The sequence below is a fragment of the Glutamicibacter sp. AOP38-B1-38 genome, assembly GCF_052377485.1.
Lineage (GTDB): Bacteria > Actinomycetota > Actinomycetes > Actinomycetales > Micrococcaceae > Glutamicibacter.
This window is the reverse complement of the sequence record NZ_JBQSWU010000002.1, coordinates 60,097-82,832: the sequence shown is the minus strand read 5'-3', so window position 1 is coordinate 82,832 and position 22,736 is coordinate 60,097. Positions and strand designations below refer to the sequence as shown.

Genomic DNA, 22,736 nt, shown 5'->3' with positions numbered 1-22,736 from the left:
GAAGATCCTCCTGATGGTGCTGATCTGTAAAGCCTACGCGGGAGCGTACCGGGATTCGCTATCTCGTGCTGTGAATCACATGGCTCTCGATGGCTTCGACAAGCTGCGCAACGCTCAGATTGTCCACCTGTAAGGTCAGATCAGCAAGGGTTTCATAAATATCGTGGCGGGCTTCGTAGAGCCTGGTCCAGGTGGTGAGGCTTTGGTCACCGGCCAGCAGCGGGCGGTTTGTATCCCCTGCCAGGCGGCGTTTGGCCGTGGCGAGGGTCATCGCCAAGTAGATCACGGTCCCGCCGCGCAGCACCGCCTGGTTTTCTTCGCGCAGCACGGCCCCGCCGCCGGTGGCGATCACCCCGGCCCGCAGTTCGGCCAGTGCGGCGACCTCCAGATCACGGAAGTAGGCTTCGTCGTGTTCGGCAAAGATCTGCGGAATCGAACCATGGGCGGCGACGATGTGCGCGTCGGAATCGGCGAAATCGGTGCCCAGCGCCTTGGCCAGCGCCTTGCCCACAGTTGACTTGCCGCTGGCCATCGGCCCAATGAGGTAAATCATCTGCCGGTTAGACTCCGGTCGACCCTAGATTGGCGGGAATGCTGGCCAGGTAGCTTTGGATATTGCGCTTGGTTTCGGTGACCGAGTCTCCGCCGAACTTCTCCAGCAGCGACTGGGCCAGGACCAGTGCGACCATCGCCTCGGCGACAACGCCGGCGGCAGGCACCGCGCACACATCCGAACGCTGGTGGTGGGCGGTGGTTTCCTCGCCGGTGGCCGTGTCGATGGTGGCCAGGGCGCGCGGCACGGTGGCGATCGGCTTCATCGCCGCACGCACGCGCAGCACCTCGCCGATGCTCATGCCGCCCTCGATGCCGCCGGCTCGATTGGTTTCGCGCTTGATTCCGCCCGCGGTGGCCGGCACGATCGCGTCGTGGGCGGCCGAACCGCGTCGGGCGGCGGTGAGGAAGCCGTCGCCGACCTCAACACCCTTGATGGCCTGAATGCCCATCAGCGCGCCGGCCAGCCGGGAGTCCAGCCGGCGGTCCCAATGCACGTAGGAGCCGATGCCCGGAGGCAGGTTGTAGGCCAGCACCTCCACGACGCCGCCCAGGGTCTCCCCCGCCTTGTGCGCGTCATCGACCTCGGCGACCATGGCGGCCGAGGTCTCCCCGTGGAAGCAGCGCAATGGATCCGCGTCCAACGCCGCAACGTCCCCCAGGGTGGGCAGCGGTGCGTCGAGGGGCGCCGCGACGGCGCCGATGGCGGTGGTGTGCGAGACGAGTTCGATGCCCAGATCGGCCAGAAAGGCCTGGGCTACCGAGCCGAGGGCCACGCGGGCCGCGGTTTCGCGGGCGCTGGCGCGCTCGAGCACCGGACGGGCATCGTCGAAACCGTACTTCTGCATGCCGGTGAAGTCCGCGTGCCCCGGACGCGGGCGGGTCAGCGGCGCGTTGCGCGCCATCGAGGCCAGTTCGTCCAGGTCAACCGGGTCCGAGTTCATCACGCGTTCCCATTTGGGCCATTCGGTGTTCCCGATTTCGATGGCTACCGGTCCGCCCTGGGTCTTTCCGTGGCGCACGCCACCGAGGAAGGTGACCTGGTCCTTTTCAAACTTCATGCGCGCGCCTCGGCCGTAGCCCAGGCGCCGCCGAGCCAGTGCATCGCGCACCGCTTCGCTGTCCACCGAGACTCCGGCGGGTAGGCCTTCAAGAATTCCAACTAGTGCCGGGCCGTGTGATTCGCCCGCCGTCAACCAACGCAACATGGATTCTATTTTGCCATGACATGGCCTCATTAACCGCGTCGATGAAGCCCCAGTGAGCGATACATCGCATTTGTGACGTTTTCGCGGGTGTGCGTGTCGAAGTCTGCGGCGCTGAAATAACGGGCCTGCTCCACCGCCTGGTGCACCAGCATATGAAGCCCGGAGATCACCGTGCCGGCCCAGGACTCGGCCAGTTTGCTCGGCCACGGGTCATAGGCGACATCCAGCAGCAGCCCCTGGCCGCGGCCCAGATGCGGCACCCAGCTGTCGGCGGCGCGCGGCGGCAGCGTGCTGATCACCAGGTGGTCCGCGGCGATGCCGCCGGCACCCAGATCCTGCACCTGCACCAGCTGCACGCGCAGGCCCAGCTGGCCGGCCAGTGCGGTGGCCCGCTGCGCACGGGTGGCGTCGCGCACCACCAGCTTGAGTTCCTCGACGCCAAGTTCCGCGGCCGCTTCGATGGCCGCCAAGGCCGTATTGCCGGCGCCCAGCACGGTGGCCCTCGATGCTTGGCGCAGCCGCGCGTCGGCCAGCGCCAGCACGATCCCGTCCACGTCGGTATTCTGCCCAAAGAGGGCGCCGTCGGGGCGCACCACGATGGTGTTCAGCGCGCCCAGGCGCGCCACGCGCGGTGAAACCTCATCCATCAGCGGAACGAAGACATCCTTCAACGGCATGGTCACCGAACATCCGGCCCACCCGCCGGCACGCATTTTGGCCGCCTGCTCCGGGGCCTGGGACGGGTCCAGCTCGATGGCCCGATAGTCGATGTCGGCGCCGAGCAGCTCATAGGCCGCCCGATGCAGCACCGGGGATTTGGAATGCTTGATGGGTTGGCCCAAGACGGCGGCGCGCATTACTTGCAGACCTCCGCATTCGCCGCGCACCAGGCGCGGAATTCGTTCTGGTTCACCTGGTGCTCGGCATAGTTCGAGGCGAATTTCGTCTCGCCGCTCTGCGTATTGACCGTCACCCAGTAGTAGAAGCCGTTATCCGCCGGGTTGACCGCCGCATCGATCGCGGAGGTTGCCGGGGAACCGATCGGGGTCGGCGGCAGCCCGGTGTGCACATAGGTGTTGTACTGGTTGCCTGCGTCCCTTTTCTCGGTCGCGGTGAACTGCAAGGAGTACCGGTCAAGCCCGTAGATCACCGTGGAGTCGGTCTGCAGCAGGCCATGGGTCTCCACGTTGTTCGGGTTCAACCGGTTTTCGATGGCTCCGGCCACCGTGGCATAGTCCTTCGGGGTGGCTTCGGCCTGCAGAATCGAGGCGACCTTCAACGCCCGGTAGCCTTCGCCCAGGTCATTGACTCCGGCATCTTGCAAGGCGGTCTTGGTCGAATCCACCAGTTCGGTGAGCACCTTCTCGGCGCTGGTATCCAGGGCAAAACGGTATTCGCCCGGGTGCAGCCAGCCTTCGAGGTTCTTCACCGACTCGGGCAGCCCGAACTTCTCGGGCTGGTTCGCCAGCTCGCCCAATTTCTTCTCGTCGAGCCCGGAGCCCTTGGCGATTTCGGCCAGCGAGGCCTGTAGCCGCAGATTCGCCTTCAACCCGATGTAGAAGACCTTGTCCGGACGATTATCGACCAGCACCTCGGTCGCGTCCGCGGCTGGCATCTGCAGCTTCAGCGGATAGGTTCCGGGGTGAATGACCACATTGTCCGCCTTCGAGTCCTCCAGCGCGTCCATGAACAGCTTGTCGCTGGCCACCACGTCGAGTTCCTCGAGCTTGCGCGAGATCAGCGCCGGACCCCAGCCGTCCTCCACGGTGAATTCGACCGCTTGGCCGCCCGGGCCCGGGTAGTCATCCGGGTTGAACTGCTTGACCAGCGAACGGATGAAATAGAAGGACCCGGCGACCACGACGGCGAAGATCAAGAAGGTTGCGAGCATCACCAGGTTGCGGCGGCGTTTGCTGCGCTTCTTGCGCGCCTTCGCCGCGCCGCTGGCGGGCACCGTGCCGAGCAAGGACTCGGGCGCCGGCTGCGGCTCGGCGTCTGCCATGGCCGGTTCCGGCTCGCGGTGCAGCTCGGCCGCGGCCGAATCTACACCGCCGTAGAGCTGCTCACCGGTCAGTTCCGGGGTAGTTGGTGTTGCGAGGCCTTGCGGCTCGCCGGCTGCAAAACGCGCGTAAAGCTCGGAAAAGGTTTCACGCTGCCGTTCGCGGCGGGCTTCTTCTCGCATCAATTCTCCCTGTGGATTCTCGCGGCGCGCTGTTACTTCAGCACGATGCGGCTGGCTTGAACGCGCACACCATTACGTCGCATTTCAAGCACCTGTTGCAGGATTTCAATGGCGGCCGCCTGGTCAACGACCTGACGATGGTCTTGCATGCGGCGCCCCGAGGCGTGCAACGAGCGGTGCGCGCTGACCGTGCTCAAACGCTCGTCAACCAAGAAAATCTCAACCTCGATGCTAGCCGCATTTGCCTCCTCGGCCAAGGCTATCGCGTAGTCACGAGCCATTTTCGTGGATTCCGTGGAATTCCCGGCCAGGGATTTCGGTTCCCCGATGAACACCTCGGAGACCTCACGGTCAACGATCATGCGCAAGAGCAGGCGGCGATCGGAGTTCTTCTTCACATCGCGGCGCAGGGTCATCACCGGGGTGGCGAGGATTCCCGACGGATCGGAGACGGCGACGCCGACGCGGGCCAGGCCCACGTCGACGCCGAACGCTAGCTTAGCCATTGGCAAGGGCCGCCCGGATTGCGGCCAGCGCGTCGTCGATCTTCGATTCGTCCGCGCCGCCGCCCTGGGCCATATCGTCCTTGCCGCCGCCGCCGCCGCCGAGCACCCCGGTTGCGGTGCGCACCAGCGCGCCGGCCTTGAAGCCGTTGGCGCGCGCCTCGTCGTTGGTCACCGCGAGCACCAGCGGACGGGAATTCGACACGCCGATCAGCACGATCACCGCGGCCTGCGCGCCGAGCTTGCCGCGCAGGTCAAGGGCCATGGTGCGCAGCGCGTCGGCCGAATCGATCTGCCCGGCGTTGTGCGCCAGCAGCCGGGTGTTGCCGATGGTCTGCACCTGCTCCAGCAGGCTGGCCGACTGGGCGAGCATCGCGGCGCTCTTGAGCTCCGCGATCTGCTTCTCGGCGGCCTTCAGCTTCGCCACCGTGTCGTTCACGCGCTCGGAAACCTGGTTGGACGGCACGCGGAACAGGCCCGAGAGCTCGGAAACCAGCGCACGCTCGGCGGCCCCGTGGCGGAACGCCTCCATGCCCACCAGCGCTTCGACGCGGCGGTTGCCCGAACCCACCGAAGCCTCGGAGAGCAGGGTCAGCTGCCCGATGCGGGAGGTGGACGGCACGTGGGTGCCACCGCACAGCTCGCGCGACCAGGCCCCGTTCATCTCCACCACGCGCACGGCGTTGCCGTACTTTTCGCCGAAGAGGCTCATCGCGCCCAGCTTCTGCGCCTCGGCCATGGCCATCTCGTTGGTGATCACCTGGTGGTTCGAGGCGATCGCCAGGTTCACCACCTCTTCGACCTCGGTGCGGGCCTGTGCGGAAAGCGCCTCGGCCCAGGAGAAGTCAAAGCGCAGGTATCCGGCCTTGTTGAAGGAACCGGCCTGGGTGGCGGTGTCCCCGAGCAGCTCGCGCAGGGCCGCGTGCACCAGGTGCGTGGCCGAGTGGGCCTGCTCCCCGGAGTGGCGGCGCGCCGCGTCAACCTGGGTGCGCACCAGCGCCTCGGCGGGAAGTTCGCCTTCGCGCACGATCACCTTGTGCACGTTCAGCCCCTTGATTGGGGCCTGCACGTCGGTGACCTCCAGCACGAAGCCGTCGCCGGTGATCAGGCCGATGTCGCCGGCCTGGCCGCCGGCCTCGGCGTAGAACGGGGTCTCGTCGAGCACCAGCTCGATTTCCTGGCCCTGTTCGGCGAAGTTCACCACCTGGCCGTCGGCGACGATGCCGCGGATCTTCGATTCGCCCACCAGCGTGTCGTAGCCGGTGAACTCCACCTTGCCCGCCTCGGCGAGCTTGGTGAACACCGACAGGTCCGCATGCCCGGCCTTCTTGGACTTCGCGTCCTTCTGCGCCCGGGTGCGCTGTTCGGTCATCAGTTCGCGGAAGCGCTTTTCGTCCACCGCCAGGCCCGCCTCGGCGGCGATCTCCAGGGTCAGGTCGATCGGGAAGCCGAAGGTGTCGTGCAGCGCGAAGGCGTCGTCGCCGGTCAGCTCGCGGCCCGCGGTTTTGGCCTGCTTCAGCGCGTCGTCCAGCCGGGTGGTGCCCGAGGCGATGGTGCGGCGGAAGGCGCGCTCCTCGGCGTAGGCGATGCGCCCGATGCGGGCGAAGTCCTCTTCGACGATCGGGTAGACGCCCTTCATCGCGTCACGCGAGACCGGCAGCAGCTCGGGGAGCACCTCGGAGTCCACGCCCATCAGGCGCATGGCGCGCACCGCGCGGCGGATCAGCCGGCGCAGCACGTAGCCGCGGCCCTCGTTGCCGGGGGTGACGCCATCGGAGATGAGCATCAGCGAGGAGCGGATATGGTCCGCGATCATGCGCAGGCGCACGTCGTTGGCGTGGTTCGGATCTTCCGGGTCCTCGGTGGAGGTGTAAACGATGCCGGCAAGTTCGGCGGCCTTGTCGAGCACCGGACGCAGCTGGTCGGTCTCGTACATGTTCTCCACGCCCTGCAGGATCATCGCCAGGCGTTCGAGTCCCAGGCCGGTGTCGATATTGCGCTTGGGCAGTTCGCCGGCGACGTCGAAATCGGTTTTGGAACGCACCGCGGAGAGCCGGTACTGCATGAAGACCAGGTTCCAGATTTCGATGAAACGGGTTTCGTCGACCGCCGGTCCCCCGTCCAGGCCGTACGCCGCGCCGCGGTCGTAGTAGATCTCCGAGCAGGGACCGCCGGGGCCGGGCTGGCCGGTGTTCCAGTAGTTGTCTTCCTTGCCGGTGCCCACCACGCGTTCGCGCGGGATGCCGATCTGCTCTTCCCAGATGCGCCGGGCTTCTTCGTCCTTCTCCGCGCCGTCTTCGTAGACGGTGACCCAGAGGCGTTCGGGATCCAGGCCGTAGCCGCCGTCCGCGAGCGAACCGGTCAGCAGCTCCCAGGCGAAGTGGATCGCTTCCTTCTTGAAGTAGTCGCCGAAGGAGAAGTTGCCGCACATCTGGAAGAACGTGCCGTGGCGTACGGTCTTGCCGACCTCTTCGATGTCTCCGGTGCGGATGCACTTCTGCACCGAGGTGGCGCGCGCGTACGGCGCCTCCTCCTGGGCGGTCAGGTAAGGGATGAATGGGACCATGCCGGCCACCGTGAACAACAGCGACGGGTCAGATGAGACCAGCGAGGCGCTGGGTACCGCTGTGTGCCCCTTCGCGACGAAGAAGTCGACCCAGCGGCGTGCAATTTCCTGCGTTTTCATCGTGTTACGGATGATCCCTTCACTTAGCGGTGTCCACGCCCAAGGCGGAACGTAATTCTACTTCGCGGGAGTTCATTCCTTCGCGGAATGCCCCCACTACCTCCGAGATGCGGTCGGCGTACTTGCCGACCTGACGGTTCAGGGCCGCCCCGGAGGATACTTCGGTGTATTTCTTGGTGGCGAGGACTCCGACGCCCACGCCGATAACAACCCACAAAAGCTTTTTCATTCTAGTCTCCCCTAACGGCTGCGGCGGCCCTTGCCGCTGGTGTTCGCATTGATCGCTGCCTGCACACCCGAGGTGAATGCGGCGATCTTGATCAGTGGCTTGCCCACGGTGGCTGCCACCAAGGAGGACAGCGCGGAGACGTTGGCGCTCGCATCGGAGACGTTCGAGGTGATCGCGTCGACCTTCTTGAGCTGGTCGTTGGTCGTGGCGACGGTATTGGCAACTTCGCCAATCAGCGGGGTCGTCCCGTCCGAGAGGTCCTTGATCGAGTTGCGAAGCTCATCAAACACCCTGCCCAACTTGATGATCGGCACCGCCAACAATGCCACCAGAATGGCAAAGACGCCGGCTGCGATGAGCCCTGCAATATCCGAACCCGACATGTGCTTCCTCTTCTGCTTTGGGTGTTTGCTGCCAGTCCAGCTTAGCGAACCGCGAGCTGATATAGGTAGTTAAGCCAATGGCCCGCAACCGAGTCGGTTGCGGGCCATTGAACACGCGCTAGATTTAGCGTGCGTAGTACTCGACCACGAGGTTCTCTTCGCAGGTCACTGGGATCTCTGCACGCTCAGGAGCGCGCAGGTAGGTAGCCTGCAAGGCTTCCAGCTTCACGTCCAGGTAGGCAGGAGCTGCTGGCAGCACCTGTGAGTGCTCACCTGCTGCTGCCATCTGGAATGGAACCATCTTCTCGCTGCGTTCGTGCACGTGGATCAGCTGACCCGGCTGCACCTTGAACGATGGACGGTCCACGCGCTGGCCGTTAACCAGGATGTGGCGGTGCACAACCAGCTGACGGGCCTGCTGGATGGTGCGGGCGAAGCCTGCACGCAGCACCAGGGCATCCAGGCGGGACTCGAGCAGTGCCAACAGGTTGTCACCGGTCTGGCCGCCGAGGCGCTTGGCTTCCTTGAATGCGTTCAGCATCTGAACTTCGCGGATGCCGTACTGGGCACGCAAACGCTGCTTTTCGCGCAGACGAACCGCGTAATCGCTGTCCTGCTTCTTGCGGGCACGGCCATGCTGGCCGGGACCGTAGGGACGACGCTCCATGTACTTTTCAGCTTTTGGAGTCAGGGCAAGGCCGAGTGCGCGCGAGAGGCGCACGGTACGGCGGGCACGGGCGTTAGCCATATGTGTGTCCTTTTCGTTTTAGCGACGGGATCTACTGGCCTCCGGGACGGAGAGTGTTGGGGCGTCGCGGCCCTCGACCACTGCAACCTTGCCTCCCGAACGATGACTCGCGCGGGTGGCATGGCTTGCCAGCCAAGGATCAAGTCTACACGATGCACCCCGGCCAGCAGGTGAGCTGTAACGAAGCTCGCTAACGTTTCTTCTTGTCCTTGCGCCGAATGATCTCGCGCAGCCGCGCCAGCCGATCGCTCAGCGAGCGTTCGGTCCCGTTGGCGTTGGGGCGGTAGTAGTCGGTGCCGATCAGGTCATCGGGCAGGTACTGCTGGCTGGCGATCGAATGCGGGGCATCGTGGGAGTAGATGTAGCCCACCCCGTGGCCCAGCGCCTTGGCCCCCGGGTAGTGCGCGTCGCGCAGATGGTCCGGGACCAGCGCGCCCTTGCCGGCGGCCACGTCGGCCAGCGCCTCGTTGATCGCGTTGTAGGCGGCGTTGGACTTCGGCGCGGTGGCCAGGTGCACGGTGGCGTGCCCGAGCATGATCCGCGCCTCCGGCATCCCGGTCAGCGCCACCGACTGCGCGGCGGCCACCGCCAGCGGCAGCGCGGTGGGATCGGCCATGCCGATATCCTCCGAGGCGCTGATCATCAGCCGGCGGGCGATGAACCGCGGGTCCTCCCCGGCCGAAAGCATGCGCGCCAGATAGTGCAGGGCCGCATCCACATCCGAGCCGCGGATCGACTTGATGAACGCGGAGATGATGTCGTAGTGCTGGTCCCCGTCCTTGTCGTAGCGCTGCACCGCCTGGTCCATGGCCAGCTGCACATGCTCGTCGCCGATCTCGATCGGCGGCTGCCCCGCGGTTCCGGCGGCATTCCAGGCCACCGCGCCAGCGGCTTCCAGCACGGTGAGCGAACGGCGGGCATCGCCCTGGGCCAGGCGCACGATCGCGTCGCGCTGCTCGGCCGGCAGGATCACCTGCGCATCGAAGCCGCGCTCATCGTCAACCGCCCGCTCCAGCAGCGCGGCCACATCCGCGTCGGTCAGCGGGCGCAGGGTCAGCAGCAGCGAGCGCGAGAGCAGCGGCGAGATCACCGAGAAGGACGGGTTTTCGGTGGTGGCCGCGACGAGCACCACCACCCGGTTCTCCACCCCGGGCAGCAGCGCATCCTGCTGGGCCTTGTTGAAGCGGTGGATCTCGTCGAGGAACAGCACGGTGGTCATCCCGCGCAGGTCGCGGTCGTCCTTGGCCTGGTCGATCACCCGGCGCACATCCTTCACCCCGGCGGTGATCGCCGAGAGCTCGACGAATTTGCGGTCCGTGGCGCGGGCGATCACATGCGCGATGGTGGTCTTGCCGATGCCCGGCGGGCCGTAGAGAATCACGCTGGCCGGGCCGGCCAACCCGGTTTCCGGGTGCTCGGCGAGCTGGCGCAGCGGGGAACCGGGCCCCAGCAGGTGCTGCTGGCCGACCAGCTCATCGAGCGTCTTGGGGCGCATGCGCACCGCCAGCGGCGGGCGCGGGCGCTTGATCGAACCGTCGTCCAGGGCATCCAGCAAATCGTTCACTCCCCCAGCCTACCGATACTCTGGTAGCTGCGAAGAAAGGATCACATGCGCGCAGTATTACAACGAGCCAGCCGGGCCAGCGTCGAAGTCGAGGGTTCGATCGTCGGGCAGCTACCGGGCCCGGGGCTCGTGGTGCTTCTAGGCATCACGCACGAGGATGACGAGGCTACCGCCCGCAAGGTGGCGCAGAAGATCTACGGGCTGCGCATCTTGGAGGACGAGGCAAGCTGCGAATCGCTTGGCGCGCCGCTGCTGGTGGTCAGCCAGTTCACGCTCTACGCCGCGGTGCGCAAGGGCCGACGCCCCTCCTGGTCGGCGGCGGCGCCCGGCGCGCACAGCGAACCGCTCTACGAATACTTCGTGGACTACCTGCGTGACCTCGGCGCCAGCGTGGAGACCGGGGTGTTCGGCGCGATGATGGAGGTCAACCTCACAAATTCCGGCCCATTCACGGTGATCGTGGATTCCGCAGAGCTGGCCTAGCGGCCCGTGGCCCGGACCAAGTGCACGAGCCGGTCGAAGCTGGCGCGCTGTGCCTGCAGTTCGGAGCGGCCGGCGGCGGAGAGCTCGTAGACTTTTCGCCCCGGTCCGCCTTGGCCTTCCTCCCACCGTGTTCCGAGCAATCCGGAGGCTTCCAGCTTGGCCAGTGCGGGATAGAGCGTCGCGCCCTTGATCGGCCCGAATCCGCGTTCCTGCAAGGATTTGGACAGCGCATAGCCATGCGCTTGACCGCCGGACAGCTCTGCAAGCAATAGCATCGGCAGCATCGCGCGCTGCCAGGAGCCGGGAAATTCGCTACTCATCGCGGCCTTCCTGCAGCGCCTGTGCATGCGCCCGGCGTTCGGCAAGCTTGGCTTGCACGTAGTCCGCCCGATCGGCGCGGCGCAGCTGGTAGAGCGAGATGCCGATGAACACCATGAATGCTATCGCGATGAAAATATTCCAACCGCTGATCCCTGCTTCCAGCAGCTCCGGAATAAGGCTCATGCCATAGACGCATGCGACGGCCAGCGGCAGCAGACGACGGAGCAGCCAGCGCCGCTTGAGCGCACTTTCGGTATTCACCGCCAGCCCGATGGCAAAGGTGCTGGGTGACCCGAATTCCTCGAGCATGTCCACGCTGCTTCCTGCCGCACCGAGATCGGAACCATGCTGGCGTGCCGCAGCCAGTGCCTCCCGGGCTTCCTTCGCGTTCATTCCGTAGCGGCCACGCAGCAACCGCGCTACCTCGTCGAACCAGCCGCTCGGATCAAGGGCTGCCGTCGTGCTGGCTGAGGGTTTTTCCTCGGCCCTGGTGAAGGGCAGGAACCAGGAGCCGAGCGCTGCCGCCGCCCCAAGGAGCGGCGCCAGCCAATTTGGCACCGGCAGGTGGCCTTCGCCGCCAAGGACGGCGATCCCAATAGCCGCGGCGATGCTTGCCAGGCACCCGGAAATACCGATCAGCCAGGAAGCTTCGAAACGCCCCTTCAAGCGGTAGAACCACCAAAGGTGGGCCGAAGCGGCAATGCCAACCCCTCCGGCCAGGGCCGCCAGCTGCCAGTAGTGCCATGAATAATTCGCCCATCCGTCGCGGAAGCCAATCCATAGGCCGAAGCCCACGCAGATCAGCCCGGCCAGCATGCCAACGACGGCGAGCAGCGCGGTACCGGTCTGCACCGTGAGCTCTGCGTTGGCCCGCTGCTGGGGCGTAAGCGTTGCTTGGGCACGTTGCACGCCGTATTTCCACGGATCGCCAAACAGTTCGTCGGCACCGGTACCGCTATCGTGCACGGCAGCAAGCTGATTGCGCAGCTCGTTGCGGCATTGCTCGTTGGAGAGGTCGTTCCAAGCGATGGAAACCAGGAAAGTTTGGGCCCATGAGCGGTCTGCTTCTGGGTACTCTTCGATGATTCCGCTGGGAGATTCCGGGGACATTGGCTGCTCCGAACTGCCTTCAGATAACTAGGTCAAAATTCAACCTAGTTCAAAAATTATCCCGTGTCCAACGACACCGCAGCTGTTCGAAAACAAAAAAGGAGCAGGTTGAAACGAATAATCGTTTCAACCTGCTCCTTGCGGCTGTAGTCCGCGAAGCTGAACTATGAACCTACTTGGCGGCTTCGGCCACCGGGGCCTCGGCCTTCTTCTTCTCGGGCTTGAAATCGATGCCCGCTTCCTTGCGCTGCGCCGGGGTGATCGGCGCAGGAGCGGCAGTCAGCGGATCGAATCCGCCACCGGTCTTCGGGAAGGCGATGACGTCGCGGATCGACTCGGAACCGGTGAGCAGCTGCAGCACGCGGTCCCAGCCCAGGGCGATGCCGCCATGCGGCGGAGCGCCGAATTTGAAGCCCTCCAGCAGGAAGCCGAACTGGGTCTGCGCCTGCTCGTCGGACACGCCCATCAGCTTGAAGACACGTTCCTGCACGTCGCGCTGGTGGATACGGATCGAACCGCCACCGATTTCGTTGCCGTTGCAGACGATGTCGTAGGCGTAGGACAGGGCCGAGCCCGGATCCGTGTCGAAGGTGTCCATGAACTCTGGCTTCGGGCTGGTGAAGGCGTGGTGCACTGCGGTCCAGGCGCCGGCGCCCACCGCCACGTCGCCGGAAGCGACGGCCGCGGAGGCTGGCTCGAACATCGGCGCATCAACGATCCACACGAACGCCCAGTCGCCGTCCTTGATCAACCCGGTGCGGTGCCCGATCTCCACGCGCACCGCACCGAGCAATGCCCGGGATTCGGCCTTGTCGCCGGCGGAGAAGAAGATGCAGTCACCGGGCTTCGCGCCGGTGGCCTGCGCCAACCCGGCCTTCTCCTCATCGGAGAGGTTCTTCGCCACCGGGCCGGCCAGCTCGCCGTCTTCCTTCAGCAGCACGTAGGCAAGTCCCTTCGCGCCGCGCTGCTTGGCGAATTCCTGCCAGGCATCCAGGGTGCGGCGCGGCTGCGCGGCGCCACCTGGCATGACCACGGAGCCGACATAGGCGGACTGGAAGACCTTGAAGGAAGTGTTCGCGAAGTACTCGGTCATCTCGGTCAGTTCCAGGCCGAAGCGCAGATCCGGCTTGTCCGAACCGTAGCTGGACATCGCGTCGGCGTAGGTCATACGGCGGATCGGGGTCGGGATCTCAACGTCGATCAACGACCAGATTTCCTTGACCAGCTTCTCGCCGAGCTCGATGATGTCATCTTCCTCGACGAAGGAAGCCTCGATATCCAGCTGGGTGAATTCCGGCTGGCGGTCCGCACGGAAGTCCTCATCGCGGTAGCAGCGCGCGATCTGGTAGTACTTCTCGAAGCCGCCGACCTGCAAGAGCTGCTTGAACAGCTGCGGGGACTGCGGCAGCGCGTACCAGGCGCCCGGGCTCAGTCGGGCGGGCACGACGAAGTCGCGGGCGCCTTCCGGAGTGGAACGGGTCAGCGTCGGGGTTTCGATCTCGACGAAGCCCTCGTCGTGCAGCAGGTTGCGCGCGGCACGGTTGACCTCGGAGCGCAGACGCAGGTTGCGGGCCGGGGTCGGCCGGCGCAAATCCAGGTAGCGGTGGCGCAGCCGCGCCTCCTCGCCGACCTCGACGTGCTCATCGATCTGGAAAGGCAGCGCCGCGGCGGTGTTCAGCACGATCACCTCATCGGCGATCACCTCGATCTCACCGGTTGGCAGGTTCGGGTTCTCGTTGCCCTCGGGGCGACGCTCAACGGTGCCCTTGATCTGCAGCACGAATTCATTGCGCAGCGGGTGGAAGTCCTCTTCGTCGCGCACCACGATCTGGGCGAAGCCGGAGGCGTCGCGCAAATCGAGGAACGCCACACCACCGTGGTCGCGTCGACGCGCGACCCAACCGGTGAGGGTGACCTGCTGTCCAATGTGCTCGGCGCGGAGTTCGCCCAGCTGATGAGTGCGTAGCACTACGATCCTTTCGGTCGGTTGAGACGTGAAATCTCTTCAGTTCTTCTCGATGACGAGTTTAGTGCACCGCAGCTAGTTGACGGTGTTGTGCAGATCTTCGGCCGGCGGCGTCCAGCTGGCGGCATCCGCGGCCAGCTGCTCGCCGGAGCGGATGTCCTTCACCTCGTGAGTGCCGTCCTCCTGGGTGAACCAGACGAACGGAATCCCGCGGCGGTCAGCGTACTTGATCTGCTTGCCGAACTTCTCGGCACTCGAGGCCACCTCGCAGGCGATGCCGCGGGCACGCAGCGCGGAGGCGACGTCTTGGGCCTGGTGCCAGGAATCGGCGTTGGCCAAGGTGACATATACCACCGAGGGCACGGCGCGCGCGGCGCTGGCCAGCTCCTCGGCGAGGATGCGCGAGATCAGCCGGGTGACACCGATGGACAGGCCCACCCCCGGGTAGTTCTTCTTGCCCTTCGAGGCCAGCGATTCGTAGCGTCCGCCGGAGCAGATCGAACCGAGGGACTCGTGTCCGACGAGCACCGTCTCATAGACGGTGCCGGTGTAGTAATCCAGCCCGCGGGCGATGGACAGATCCGCCATCACCTTGCCCGGGGCACGCTTCGAGGCGGCGTCGATGACCTGGGCGAGCTCGTCGAGCCCGGTGTCCAGCAATTCGTGCTCCACGCCCAGGGCGCGCACCTGGGCGACGAAACCGGTGTCCAGGGTGCGGATCGCCGCGAGCGCCAGCGCGGCACGGGCCTGCTCTTCGCTGGCCCCGAGCTCGGTGACCAGGATCTTGGCGACGCCGTCTTCGCCGATCTTCTCCAGCTTGTCGATGGCGCGCAGCACCGCGTCCGGGTCTTCCAGGCCCAGCCCGCGGTAGAAGCCCTCGGCCAGCTTGCGGTTGTTCACGCGCAGCCGGAAGTCGCCGATGGGCAGGGCGGAGAGCGCATCCGCGATGGTCAGCGCGAGCTCCACGTCGTAGCTGAAGGGCAAGCTGCCCTCGCCGACGACGTCGATATCCGCCTGGGTGAATTCGCGGAAGCGCCCGTCCTGCGGGCGCTCGCCACGCCAGACCTTCTGCATCTGGTAGCGGCGGAACGGGAAGGCCAGGTGTCCGGCGTTTTCCACCACGTAGCGGGCGAAGGGCACGGTCAGATCGAAGTGCAGCGCCAGCGCGTTGGGGTCGTTCTTGTCCTCAGCTTCGGCGGCCAGCCGGGAGAGCCCGTAGACTTCCTTGTCGATTTCGCCCTTGCGCAGCAGCTGCCCGCGGGTTTCCACCGCGCGCGTTTCGATATTGGCGAAGCCATGGAGTTCGAAGGTGCGACGCAAGGTGTCCAGCACATGCTGTTCGACGGCCCGCTCGGCCGGAAGCCATTCGGGGAAACCTGATAGTGAGGCCTTGCGTGCCATGAAACTCCTTAGTACAAATTGGTTGCCCATCTATCCTACGACGCAACACATTGGATTACTGTGCACGTCGGCTTACTAAGAAACGGAGGTCACAGGTAGAGTTACCTCTAGCAAGCGAACAGTAAAGCGAAAGAGTTTCAGCGGTGACCACCAGTCAGAAATCCGACGACAGCCCGAACATCCCCTTGCCACAGGCCCATAAGCCAGTGGCGAAGCCGGTAGTGGCTCAGCCCGTCGACCACAGCACTCCCCTCGAAGAAGCGGCCAAATTTGCCCGTGTGACCGACGATGGGCACGTGTTTGTCATCATCGACGGCACCGAGCATCCGGTCGGGCAGTACCCGGACGCCAGCGAAGAAGAGGCCCTGGCCTACTTCGTGCGCAAGTACGATGACGTCGTCTCGCAGCTGATGCTGCTCGAACAGCGCGTCGCGGCCAAGGCGCCCAGCGGCGACATGCCCAAAACCCTCGACACCCTCGCAGCGACCGTGGCCGAACGCCACCTGGTCGGCGACATCCGCGCCATCGAGGCCCGCATCGAGTCCTTGCGCGGCGCGGTGAGCACCCTGTCCGCCGCACAGCGCCAGGCGAATGAGGCCGCTCGCGCCGAGCAGCTCAAGGTCCGCGAAGGACTGGTCGAGCAGGCCGAGGCACTGGCCGGGAAGCGTCCCGAGCAGATCCAGTGGAAGACCGCGTCCTCCGAGATGAACGAGCTGTTCGACACGTGGAAGGAAACCCAGCGTTCCTCCGTGCGGTTGCCACGTGCCACCGAAGATGCCCTGTGGAAGCGCTTCCGCGCCGCCCGCACCACCTTCGACCGGCACCGCCGCGCCTACTTCTCCCAGCTGGACGCGACCAACGCGCAGGCCAAAACCGTTAAGGAAGAGCTGATCGCGCGCGCCGAGGCGCTCGCGAGCTCCACCGACTGGGCGGGAACCGCCGCCGAGTACCGCAAGCTGATGGACGAGTGGAAGAAGTCCCGCCGTGCCTCGCGCAAGGACGACGACGCGCTCTGGAGCCGCTTCCGAGCCGCACAGGATGTGTTCTTCCAGGCCCGCGCCGCCGAAAACGCGAAGGTCGACGCCGAATACGCGCAGAACCTCGTGGTGAAGGAGGCCCTGCTCGAAGAGGCCCGCGCGCTGCTGCCGGTGAAGGATCTGGCCATCACCAAGCAGAAGCTCGACGTCATCCGCGGCCGCTGGGAAGAGGCAGGCAAGGTTCCGCGCGCGGATCTGCAGCGTGTCGAATCGGCGCTGCGCCAGGTCGAAGAGGGCGTCAAGGGCGCCGAAGACGAGCAGTGGCGCCGTTCCAACCCGGAGACCAAGGCCCGCTCGAATTCGATGCTCACCCAGCTGCAGGAGACTATCGCGGCTCTCGAAGCGGATCTTGAAGCGGCGAAGAAGCAGGGCAATGCCAAGCGCATTGCCAAGGCCCAGGAGGCCTTGGACGCCCGCCAGATGTGGTTGAACACCCTGGAGAAGTCGGCAGCCGACCTGGACTAGAATCCACAGTTCGGCAGAACACCCCCTACGCGGCGGCGCTTGCTGGTTCAGTAGCTTCATGGAGAAAGCTACGAGACAGCGCGTCGCCGCGTTGCGTATCCCCGAAGACCTGTTCATCGTCGGCGAACCCTTCACCCGCAATGAGCTCGGCGCCATGGAAACCCATGGGCTGCTGCGCGAATCCATTGGCGGGTGCTTTGTGGAGACCAGGTTCCGTTATGACTCGAGCGCCCGCGCCGGCATCGCCGCGTTCCTCGCCGGGCGCCAGCTGGGCAGAGCCGACGTGTTCTGCCAGCAAACCGCGGCCTGGATCCACGGATTGCTGCCGCATGTGAATACGATCTGCATCTCTTCGAATGCCTACCATCGGCCCTACCGCCCCGGAAATTCGCTGAGCTTCGAATTTGTGCAGTTGCCGATCGAGGAGGCGGATCTGGTGAACCGCAAGCGGGTGAAGCTCACCGGATTGCTGCGCACCGTGTGCGATGTGGCCTGCTTCGACCCGTTGCCGATCGCGACGAGCGTGCTCAACCAGATCCAGCGGCTCCAGGATCCGTTCCTGAACCTGGCCGCCGTGGGCGAACGGCTCGCGGGACTCGATTCCGCTCCCCCGGTGGAACGCGCGCTGCGGCTGGTGCAGTCCTACCAGGCGCGCGCGGCATAAAGCGAACCCCGCCACCGCTGACCTCGGGTCGCGGTGGCGGGGTTCGCTTTATGCTGCTTACCGGCGGCTGCCGGCGGTGGTGCGGTAGACGTCGTACACGCCATCGATGCGGCGGACCTGGTTGAGCACGTGGCTCAGGAACTTCGGATCGCCCATCTCGAAGGAGAAGCGCGAGATCGCCACGCGTTCGCGGCTGGTCTGCACGCTGGCCGAGAGGATGTTCAGGTGGCTTTCGGACAGGATCCGGGTGACATCTGACAGCAGCTGCTTGCGGTCCAGCGCCTCCACCTGGATTTCGACCACGAACACCCCGTGGTGCTTCTCCGCCCAGGCGACCGAGACCAGCCGGTCCGGCTGCTGGGCCAGCTGAGCCAGGTTCAGGCAGTCGGTGCGGTGCACCGAGACGCCGGCACCTCGGGTGACGAAGCCTTCGATGTCATCCGGGGGCACCGGGGTGCAGCAGCGGGCCAGCTTGACCAGCACATCGCCCACGCCCTGGACGATGACGCCCGCGTCGTTGCCCGTGGTGGGCTTGGCGAGGCTCGGAGTGACCGTGGCTTCCTCGTCGACCTGTTCGCCCGCTGGCGGGCCGGTGAGCGCCACCAGATGCTCGATGACGTTCTGCGCACTGGTATGCCCGTCGCCCACGGACTGGTAAAGCGCCGAAATGTCCACGTGGTGCAGGTTCGTGGCCACCGTGGTCAGCAGCTCGTGGGTCATCAGCCGCTGCAGCGGCAGCTGATTGCGGCGCAGCTCCTTGGTGAGCAGCTCCTTGCCCTTTTCGATCGCTTCTTCGCGGCGCTCCTTGCTGAAGTAGGCGCGGATCTTCGCCTTGGCGCGCGGGGATTTGACGAAGTTCTGCCAGTCCTGTGAAGGACCGGCATCCTCGGCCTTGGAGGTGAAGACCTCCACCACGTCGCCCTGCTTCAATTCGGTGTGCAGCGGAACGAGCTTGCCATTGACCCGTGAGCCGATGGTGCGGTGGCCTACATCGGTGTGGATGGAGTAGGCGAAGTCGATCGGCGTGGCCCCGACCGGCAGCGACATGATGTCGCCCTTCGGGGTGAACACGTACACCTCGGCGGAGTTGATGGTGTAGCGCAACCCGTCGAGGAATTCCTCGGAGTCGGTGGTGTCTTCCTGCCACTCCATCAACGAGCGCAGCCATTCCATGTTCTTCTCCGCGGAGAGCATCGAATCGCCGCGTTCGCCGTGCTTGTACTGGAAGTGCGCGGCCACCCCGTTCTCGGCGTGCAGATGCATCTCGTGGGTGCGGATCTGGATCTCCACCGGCTTGCCTTCGGGACCCATCACCGTGGTGTGCAGCGACTGGTAGAGGTTCAGCTTCGGCAGCGCGATGTAGTCCTTGAACCGTCCGGGCAGCGGATTCCATTCGGCGTGCACCACGCCCAGCGCGCCGTAGCAGTCCTTCACCGAGTCGACGGTGATGCGCACGCCCATCAGGTCGTGGATGTCGTCGAAATCCTTGCCGCGCACGATCATCTTCTGGTAGATCGAGTAGTAGTGCTTCGGGCGCCCGGTCACCGCGGCGTGCACGTTCAGCTCGCCGAGTTTGCTGTTCAGCCGTTCGCGGAGGCTGGCCAGGTATTTTTCGCGTTCCGGGGTGCGGTCCCCCACCATGCGCACGATCTCCTGGTACACCTTGGGGTGTAAGGCGGCGAAGGAGAGGTCTTCCAGCTCCCATTTGACCGCGTTCATGCCCAACCGATGGGCCAGCGGCGCGAAGATCTCCAGGGTTTCCTTCGCCTTGCGGGAGCTGGACTCCGGGGACACGTAGCGCCAGGTGCGCGCGTTGTGCAGCCGGTCGGCGAGCTTGATCAGCAGCACGCGGATGTCGCGGGACATCGCGACCACCATTTTGCGGACGGTTTCGGCCGGGGCCGCGTCCCCGTAGGTGACCTTGTCGAGCTTGGTGACGCCGTCCACGAGCATCGCGATCTCTTCGGAGAATTCCTTGGTGACCGATTCCAGCGAATAGTCGGTGTCTTCCACGGTGTCGTGCAGCAGCGCGGCGGCGAGGATCGAACCGGTCATCCCCATTTCGGCGAGGATCGTCGCTACGGCCACCGGGTGGGTGATGTAGGGGTCCCCGCTCTTGCGCTTTTGCCCCTCGTGGTGCTTCTCGGCCACTTCGTAGGCGTGGATCAGCAGGTCCAGGTCCGCCTTGGGATGCTTGGACTTCACCGTGCGCAGCAGCGGCTCCAAGGTCGGCGAGGTGCTCGGTGTGCTTCCTCGGCCCGCAAAACGTACTAGGCGTGAGATCGAGCGCCGCTTCGAATTGTTCAGGTTCGGCGTGTTTGCCATGCCTCGCTCCTTCCCACCGTCGCCGGTCATAACGGTGCTAGGTGCCAAGCTCGTGAGGCCGGCTCCATGCATTGTTTTAGTTCATTCGTTATAGCACGTTCGCGCGGTGACAACTAATTACGCGAACTTTTCCGAGACGAGAAAGTGCCTCGGATCGGTGGATCCGAGGCACTAGTCGTTCAGCTTCTCCGCACGGAATCTGCGGTGGAAGCGACCGGATGCCTAGGCGTCGAGCGCTTCGAGCTTCTGGGTGTGCTTGCGCACGTCCTCGTCGCGGTGGCGCAGCCAGCTGTACAGCGGCGCCTGCACGAACAACGTGGACAGGTTGGAGATGATGATGCCGATGAACAGCGCCAAGGACAGGTCCTTGAGCGTACCGGCGCCCAACAGGTAGGAGCCGATGAACAGAATCGACGCGACCGGCAGCACCGCCACCACCGAGGTGTTGATCGAACGCACCAGCGTCTGGTTCACCGCGAGGTTCACCAGCTGCTGGAAGGTGCGCTTCTGCTGCTGTTCATAGTCCTTGGTGTTCTCGCGGACCTTGTCGAACACCACCACGGTGTCGTAGAGCGAATAGCTCAGAATCGTCAAGAAGCCGATGATCGCACTCGGGGTGATCTCAAAACCGGAGAGCGAATAGATTCCGGCGGTGATGATGATGACCACGAACAGGCCCCCGATGGCGGCGACCGACATCTTCCAGGTGCGGAAGTACGCGGCCATCAGCAACCCGACGAGCACCACGAAAGCCAGCAGGCCCAGCATCGCCTGGCGTGAGACGTCCTGTCCCCAGGTCGGGCCGATGAAGTTGCTGGTCACCTCGCTGGAGTCCACCCCATAGGTTTCGGCCAGCTCGCCGGCCACCGTGATGGTCTGGTCGTCGCTGAGCCGTTCGGTCTGCACGCGCATGGTGCCCGGGGCGATATTCGTGACGGTGGCTTCGGCGCCGGAGGCGGCGGTTTTCACCACGTCCTCGCCGAGGCTGATGTCGGTATTCTGCACTCCGGAAACCATGAATTCCGAGCCACCGCGGAAATCGATGCCCAGGTTGAAGCCGCCCTTGACCACCGGGACCAGGATCGAGGCGATCACCAGGATCGCTGCGATCAGGAACCACAGGCGGTGCTTCTGCGTGAACGGGTAGGACGTTTTCCCGGTGTAGAGCTGGTTGCCCCACTCTGCGAGCTTATTCATTGTTCTCCTCCCGGTTTGCTTCGGCGCGGCGGCGTTCGGCGATGGTCATGCGCTTGGCAGCCTCGCCGCTCGCCTTGGAGTTCTTCTTGCCCCGGTTCGTCTCAACGTTCTCGTTGAAGCGGCGGACCTGGCCCGCGCCGCGGTACAGCGGCACCACGCCGAGCAAGGATGGATCCAGCCCGGAGAGGCGGTGTCCATCGGCGAAGAACTTCGTGCGCGCCAGCAGCATCAGCGTCGGGTGGGTCAAACCGTAAACGACGACGAGGTCGATGATTGCGGTCAGGCCCAGGGTGAAGGCGAAGCCTCGCACGTTGCCCACCGCCACCACGTAGAGCACGACGGCGGCCAGCACGTTGACCGCCTTGGAGGCCAGGATGGTCTGCTTGGCGCGGGACCAGCCCACGTCCACGGCGCTGGCCAGCGAACGGCCATCGCGCAACTCATCACGCACGCGTTCGAAGTACACGATGAAGGAGTCCGCGATCAAGCCGATCGCGACGATCAGACCCGCCACACCGGCCAGCGACAGGCGATAATTCATCGCCCAGCCAAGCAGCACGATCGCCAGATAGGTGAGCACGCCGGAAACCAGCAGCGACAAGATCGTCACCAGGCCCAGTGCGCGGTATTGGAAGAGCGAGTAGATGAACACCAGGACCAGGCCGATGACGCCGGCGATGAGGCCGGCCTTGAGCTGGTCGCTACCGAGGGTGGCGGAAACCTGCTGCTCGGACTGGATCTCGAAGCTGATCGGCAGTGCGCCGTACTTCAGCTGCTGGGCCAGCGCCTGGGAGGATTCTTCGGTGAAGCCGCCGGAAATCTGCGGGCGGCCATCGGAGATCACCGCGTTGGTGGTCGGAGCGGAGATCACCGTTCCATCGAGCACGATCGCGAACTGGTTCTGCGAACCCTGCAATGCAATCAGGCGCTGGGTGGTTTCCGCGAAGGTTTCGGCACCCTGCTTGTTGAACTCGATGACCACGACCCATTCGCCGGTGACCGCACCCTGCACGCCGCGCGCCAGATTGGCATAGGCATCGGAAATCTGGTCACCCGGAATTTCCTGCGGGCCGAGGATGTACTTCACACCCTGGCGCGGGTCGCAGGAGATCGTGGGCTTAGTAGGATCCTGCTCGGTGGTTTCACGCTCCGCGAGCACCGTGGGGCAGTCATAGGCTTCGAACTCTTTGTAGATCTCTTTGCTGATCCAGTTGGTGTCCGAAGGGTTCTCCGGCTCGCCATTTGGTTCTGGCACGTCCGCCTCGGCGGTGCGCTGCTCCTCGGGCGTAGCCTCGAAGGAACCGGTGATCAACACCGGGCGGAATTCCATATTGGCCGAAGCCTGGATCAGCTCGCGGGTTTCGGCGTCCGGGGTACCGGGCATCGAAACGACGACGTTGCGCCCGGACTGGGTGGTGATTTCCGTTTCGGAGACACCCGAGCCGGCTACACGCTGGCGGATGATCTCCACCGCCTGGTCCAGCTGCTCCTGGCTGATGCTTTCATCCCCCTTGACTTGCGGGGCCAGGATCATCTGGGTGCCGCCTTCAAGGTCTAGCGCAAGCTTCGGGGCGGCGCTGGTCTGGCCCGTCGATACACCAGCAACTAGGACTCCGGTTGCGATGATGAAGACGACCAGTAACCACAGCAACGCCTTGCGTGCCTGTTTTACAGGTCCAATTGATGACATCTATTGTGCTTTCTTGAACTGG

20 protein-coding genes are annotated in these 22,736 nt (G+C 64.9%); 3 read left to right on the top strand and 17 right to left on the bottom strand.

All coding sequences use genetic code 11. From position 1 onward, the window contains the following. Window positions 1–58: 58 nt before the first annotated feature. The 10 genes from ACT3TP_RS01510 to ACT3TP_RS01465 form a co-directional block, all read right to left on the bottom strand. Window positions 59–553 carry a shikimate kinase gene (locus ACT3TP_RS01510; RefSeq protein ID WP_096284796.1) on the bottom strand — a complete coding sequence of 165 codons (495 nt, stop codon included), beginning with the start codon at window positions 551–553 and terminating at the stop codon, window positions 59–61. 7 nt (window positions 554–560) lie between these two features. Then, window positions 561–1,760, bottom strand: a complete 1,200-nt coding sequence (gene aroC, locus ACT3TP_RS01505; protein ID WP_096284798.1) for a chorismate synthase — start codon at window positions 1,758–1,760, stop codon at window positions 561–563. 29 nt (window positions 1,761–1,789) lie between these two features. After that, window positions 1,790–2,617 carry a shikimate dehydrogenase family protein gene (locus ACT3TP_RS01500; RefSeq protein ID WP_105552161.1) on the bottom strand — a complete coding sequence of 276 codons (828 nt, stop codon included), beginning with the start codon at window positions 2,615–2,617 and terminating at the stop codon, window positions 1,790–1,792. Then, window positions 2,617–3,942, bottom strand: coding sequence for an endolytic transglycosylase MltG (gene mltG / locus ACT3TP_RS01495; protein WP_444618941.1), 1,326 nt, complete (start codon window positions 3,940–3,942; stop codon window positions 2,617–2,619). The genes ACT3TP_RS01500 and mltG overlap by 1 nt, the downstream gene beginning before the upstream one ends. Before the next feature lie 32 nt (window positions 3,943–3,974). Next, window positions 3,975–4,448, bottom strand: coding sequence for a Holliday junction resolvase RuvX (gene ruvX, locus ACT3TP_RS01490; protein WP_105552163.1), 474 nt, complete (start codon window positions 4,446–4,448; stop codon window positions 3,975–3,977). After that, complete coding sequence (gene alaS / locus ACT3TP_RS01485) at window positions 4,441–7,131, bottom strand: alanine--tRNA ligase (protein WP_444618939.1); 2,691 nt, start codon at window positions 7,129–7,131, stop codon at window positions 4,441–4,443. The genes ruvX and alaS overlap by 8 nt, the downstream gene beginning before the upstream one ends. Window positions 7,132–7,150: 19 nt before the next feature. Continuing rightward, entirely contained in the window at window positions 7,151–7,360 is a 210-nt protein-coding gene (locus ACT3TP_RS01480; protein ID WP_096257770.1) for a hypothetical protein, read from the bottom strand. A gap of 11 nt (window positions 7,361–7,371) precedes the next feature. Beyond that, entirely contained in the window at window positions 7,372–7,743 is a 372-nt protein-coding gene (locus ACT3TP_RS01475; RefSeq protein ID WP_096284808.1) for a DUF948 domain-containing protein, read from the bottom strand. Between the two features lie 124 nt (window positions 7,744–7,867). Beyond that, window positions 7,868–8,491, bottom strand: a complete 624-nt coding sequence (gene rpsD, locus ACT3TP_RS01470) for a 30S ribosomal protein S4 (RefSeq protein WP_096284810.1) — start codon at window positions 8,489–8,491, stop codon at window positions 7,868–7,870. 190 nt (window positions 8,492–8,681) lie between these two features. Then, window positions 8,682–10,055 (bottom strand): replication-associated recombination protein A, encoded by a 1,374-nt coding sequence (locus ACT3TP_RS01465; RefSeq protein ID WP_444618937.1) that lies wholly within the window; start codon window positions 10,053–10,055, stop codon window positions 8,682–8,684. A gap of 45 nt (window positions 10,056–10,100) precedes the next feature. Here ACT3TP_RS01465 and dtd point away from each other — a divergent pair, with 45 nt between their 5' ends. Then, window positions 10,101–10,538 (top strand): D-aminoacyl-tRNA deacylase, encoded by a 438-nt coding sequence (dtd, locus tag ACT3TP_RS01460; RefSeq protein WP_096284812.1) that lies wholly within the window; start codon window positions 10,101–10,103, stop codon window positions 10,536–10,538. On the opposite strand, the gene ACT3TP_RS01455 is transcribed toward dtd, so the two are convergent. The 4 genes from ACT3TP_RS01455 to hisS form a co-directional block, all read right to left on the bottom strand. After that, a complete protein-coding gene (locus ACT3TP_RS01455; protein ID WP_096284814.1) occupies window positions 10,535–10,858 on the bottom strand; it encodes a PadR family transcriptional regulator in 324 nt (107 codons plus the stop codon). The genes dtd and ACT3TP_RS01455 overlap by 4 nt on opposite strands. Next, entirely contained in the window at window positions 10,851–11,969 is a 1,119-nt protein-coding gene (locus ACT3TP_RS01450; RefSeq protein WP_444618935.1) for a hypothetical protein, read from the bottom strand. The genes ACT3TP_RS01455 and ACT3TP_RS01450 overlap by 8 nt, the downstream gene beginning before the upstream one ends. Before the next feature lie 172 nt (window positions 11,970–12,141). Beyond that, window positions 12,142–13,938 carry an aspartate--tRNA ligase gene (gene aspS / locus ACT3TP_RS01445; RefSeq protein ID WP_096284818.1) on the bottom strand — a complete coding sequence of 599 codons (1,797 nt, stop codon included), beginning with the start codon at window positions 13,936–13,938 and terminating at the stop codon, window positions 12,142–12,144. A gap of 72 nt (window positions 13,939–14,010) precedes the next feature. Continuing rightward, window positions 14,011–15,336 (bottom strand): histidine--tRNA ligase, encoded by a 1,326-nt coding sequence (gene hisS / locus ACT3TP_RS01440; RefSeq protein WP_444615658.1) that lies wholly within the window; start codon window positions 15,334–15,336, stop codon window positions 14,011–14,013. Window positions 15,337–15,479: 143 nt separating this feature from the next. On the opposite strand from hisS, the gene ACT3TP_RS01435 reads away from it, so the two are divergent. Beyond that, window positions 15,480–16,838 (top strand): DUF349 domain-containing protein, encoded by a 1,359-nt coding sequence (locus ACT3TP_RS01435; RefSeq protein ID WP_105569036.1) that lies wholly within the window; start codon window positions 15,480–15,482, stop codon window positions 16,836–16,838. 58 nt (window positions 16,839–16,896) lie between these two features. Beyond that, entirely contained in the window at window positions 16,897–17,502 is a 606-nt protein-coding gene (locus tag ACT3TP_RS01430; protein WP_444618932.1) for a hypothetical protein, read from the top strand. A gap of 57 nt (window positions 17,503–17,559) precedes the next feature. On the opposite strand, the gene ACT3TP_RS01425 is transcribed toward ACT3TP_RS01430, so the two are convergent. The 3 genes from ACT3TP_RS01425 to secD form a co-directional block, all read right to left on the bottom strand. Then, entirely contained in the window at window positions 17,560–19,827 is a 2,268-nt protein-coding gene (locus ACT3TP_RS01425) for a RelA/SpoT family protein (RefSeq protein ID WP_096285285.1), read from the bottom strand. A 222-nt stretch (window positions 19,828–20,049) separates the two neighbouring features. Continuing rightward, entirely contained in the window at window positions 20,050–21,024 is a 975-nt protein-coding gene (gene secF / locus ACT3TP_RS01420) for a protein translocase subunit SecF (RefSeq protein WP_096284826.1), read from the bottom strand. Continuing rightward, entirely contained in the window at window positions 21,017–22,714 is a 1,698-nt protein-coding gene (gene secD / locus ACT3TP_RS01415) for a protein translocase subunit SecD (RefSeq protein WP_444618930.1), read from the bottom strand. Before secD ends, secF begins: the two co-directional genes overlap by 8 nt. Window positions 22,715–22,736: the final 22 nt, after the last annotated feature.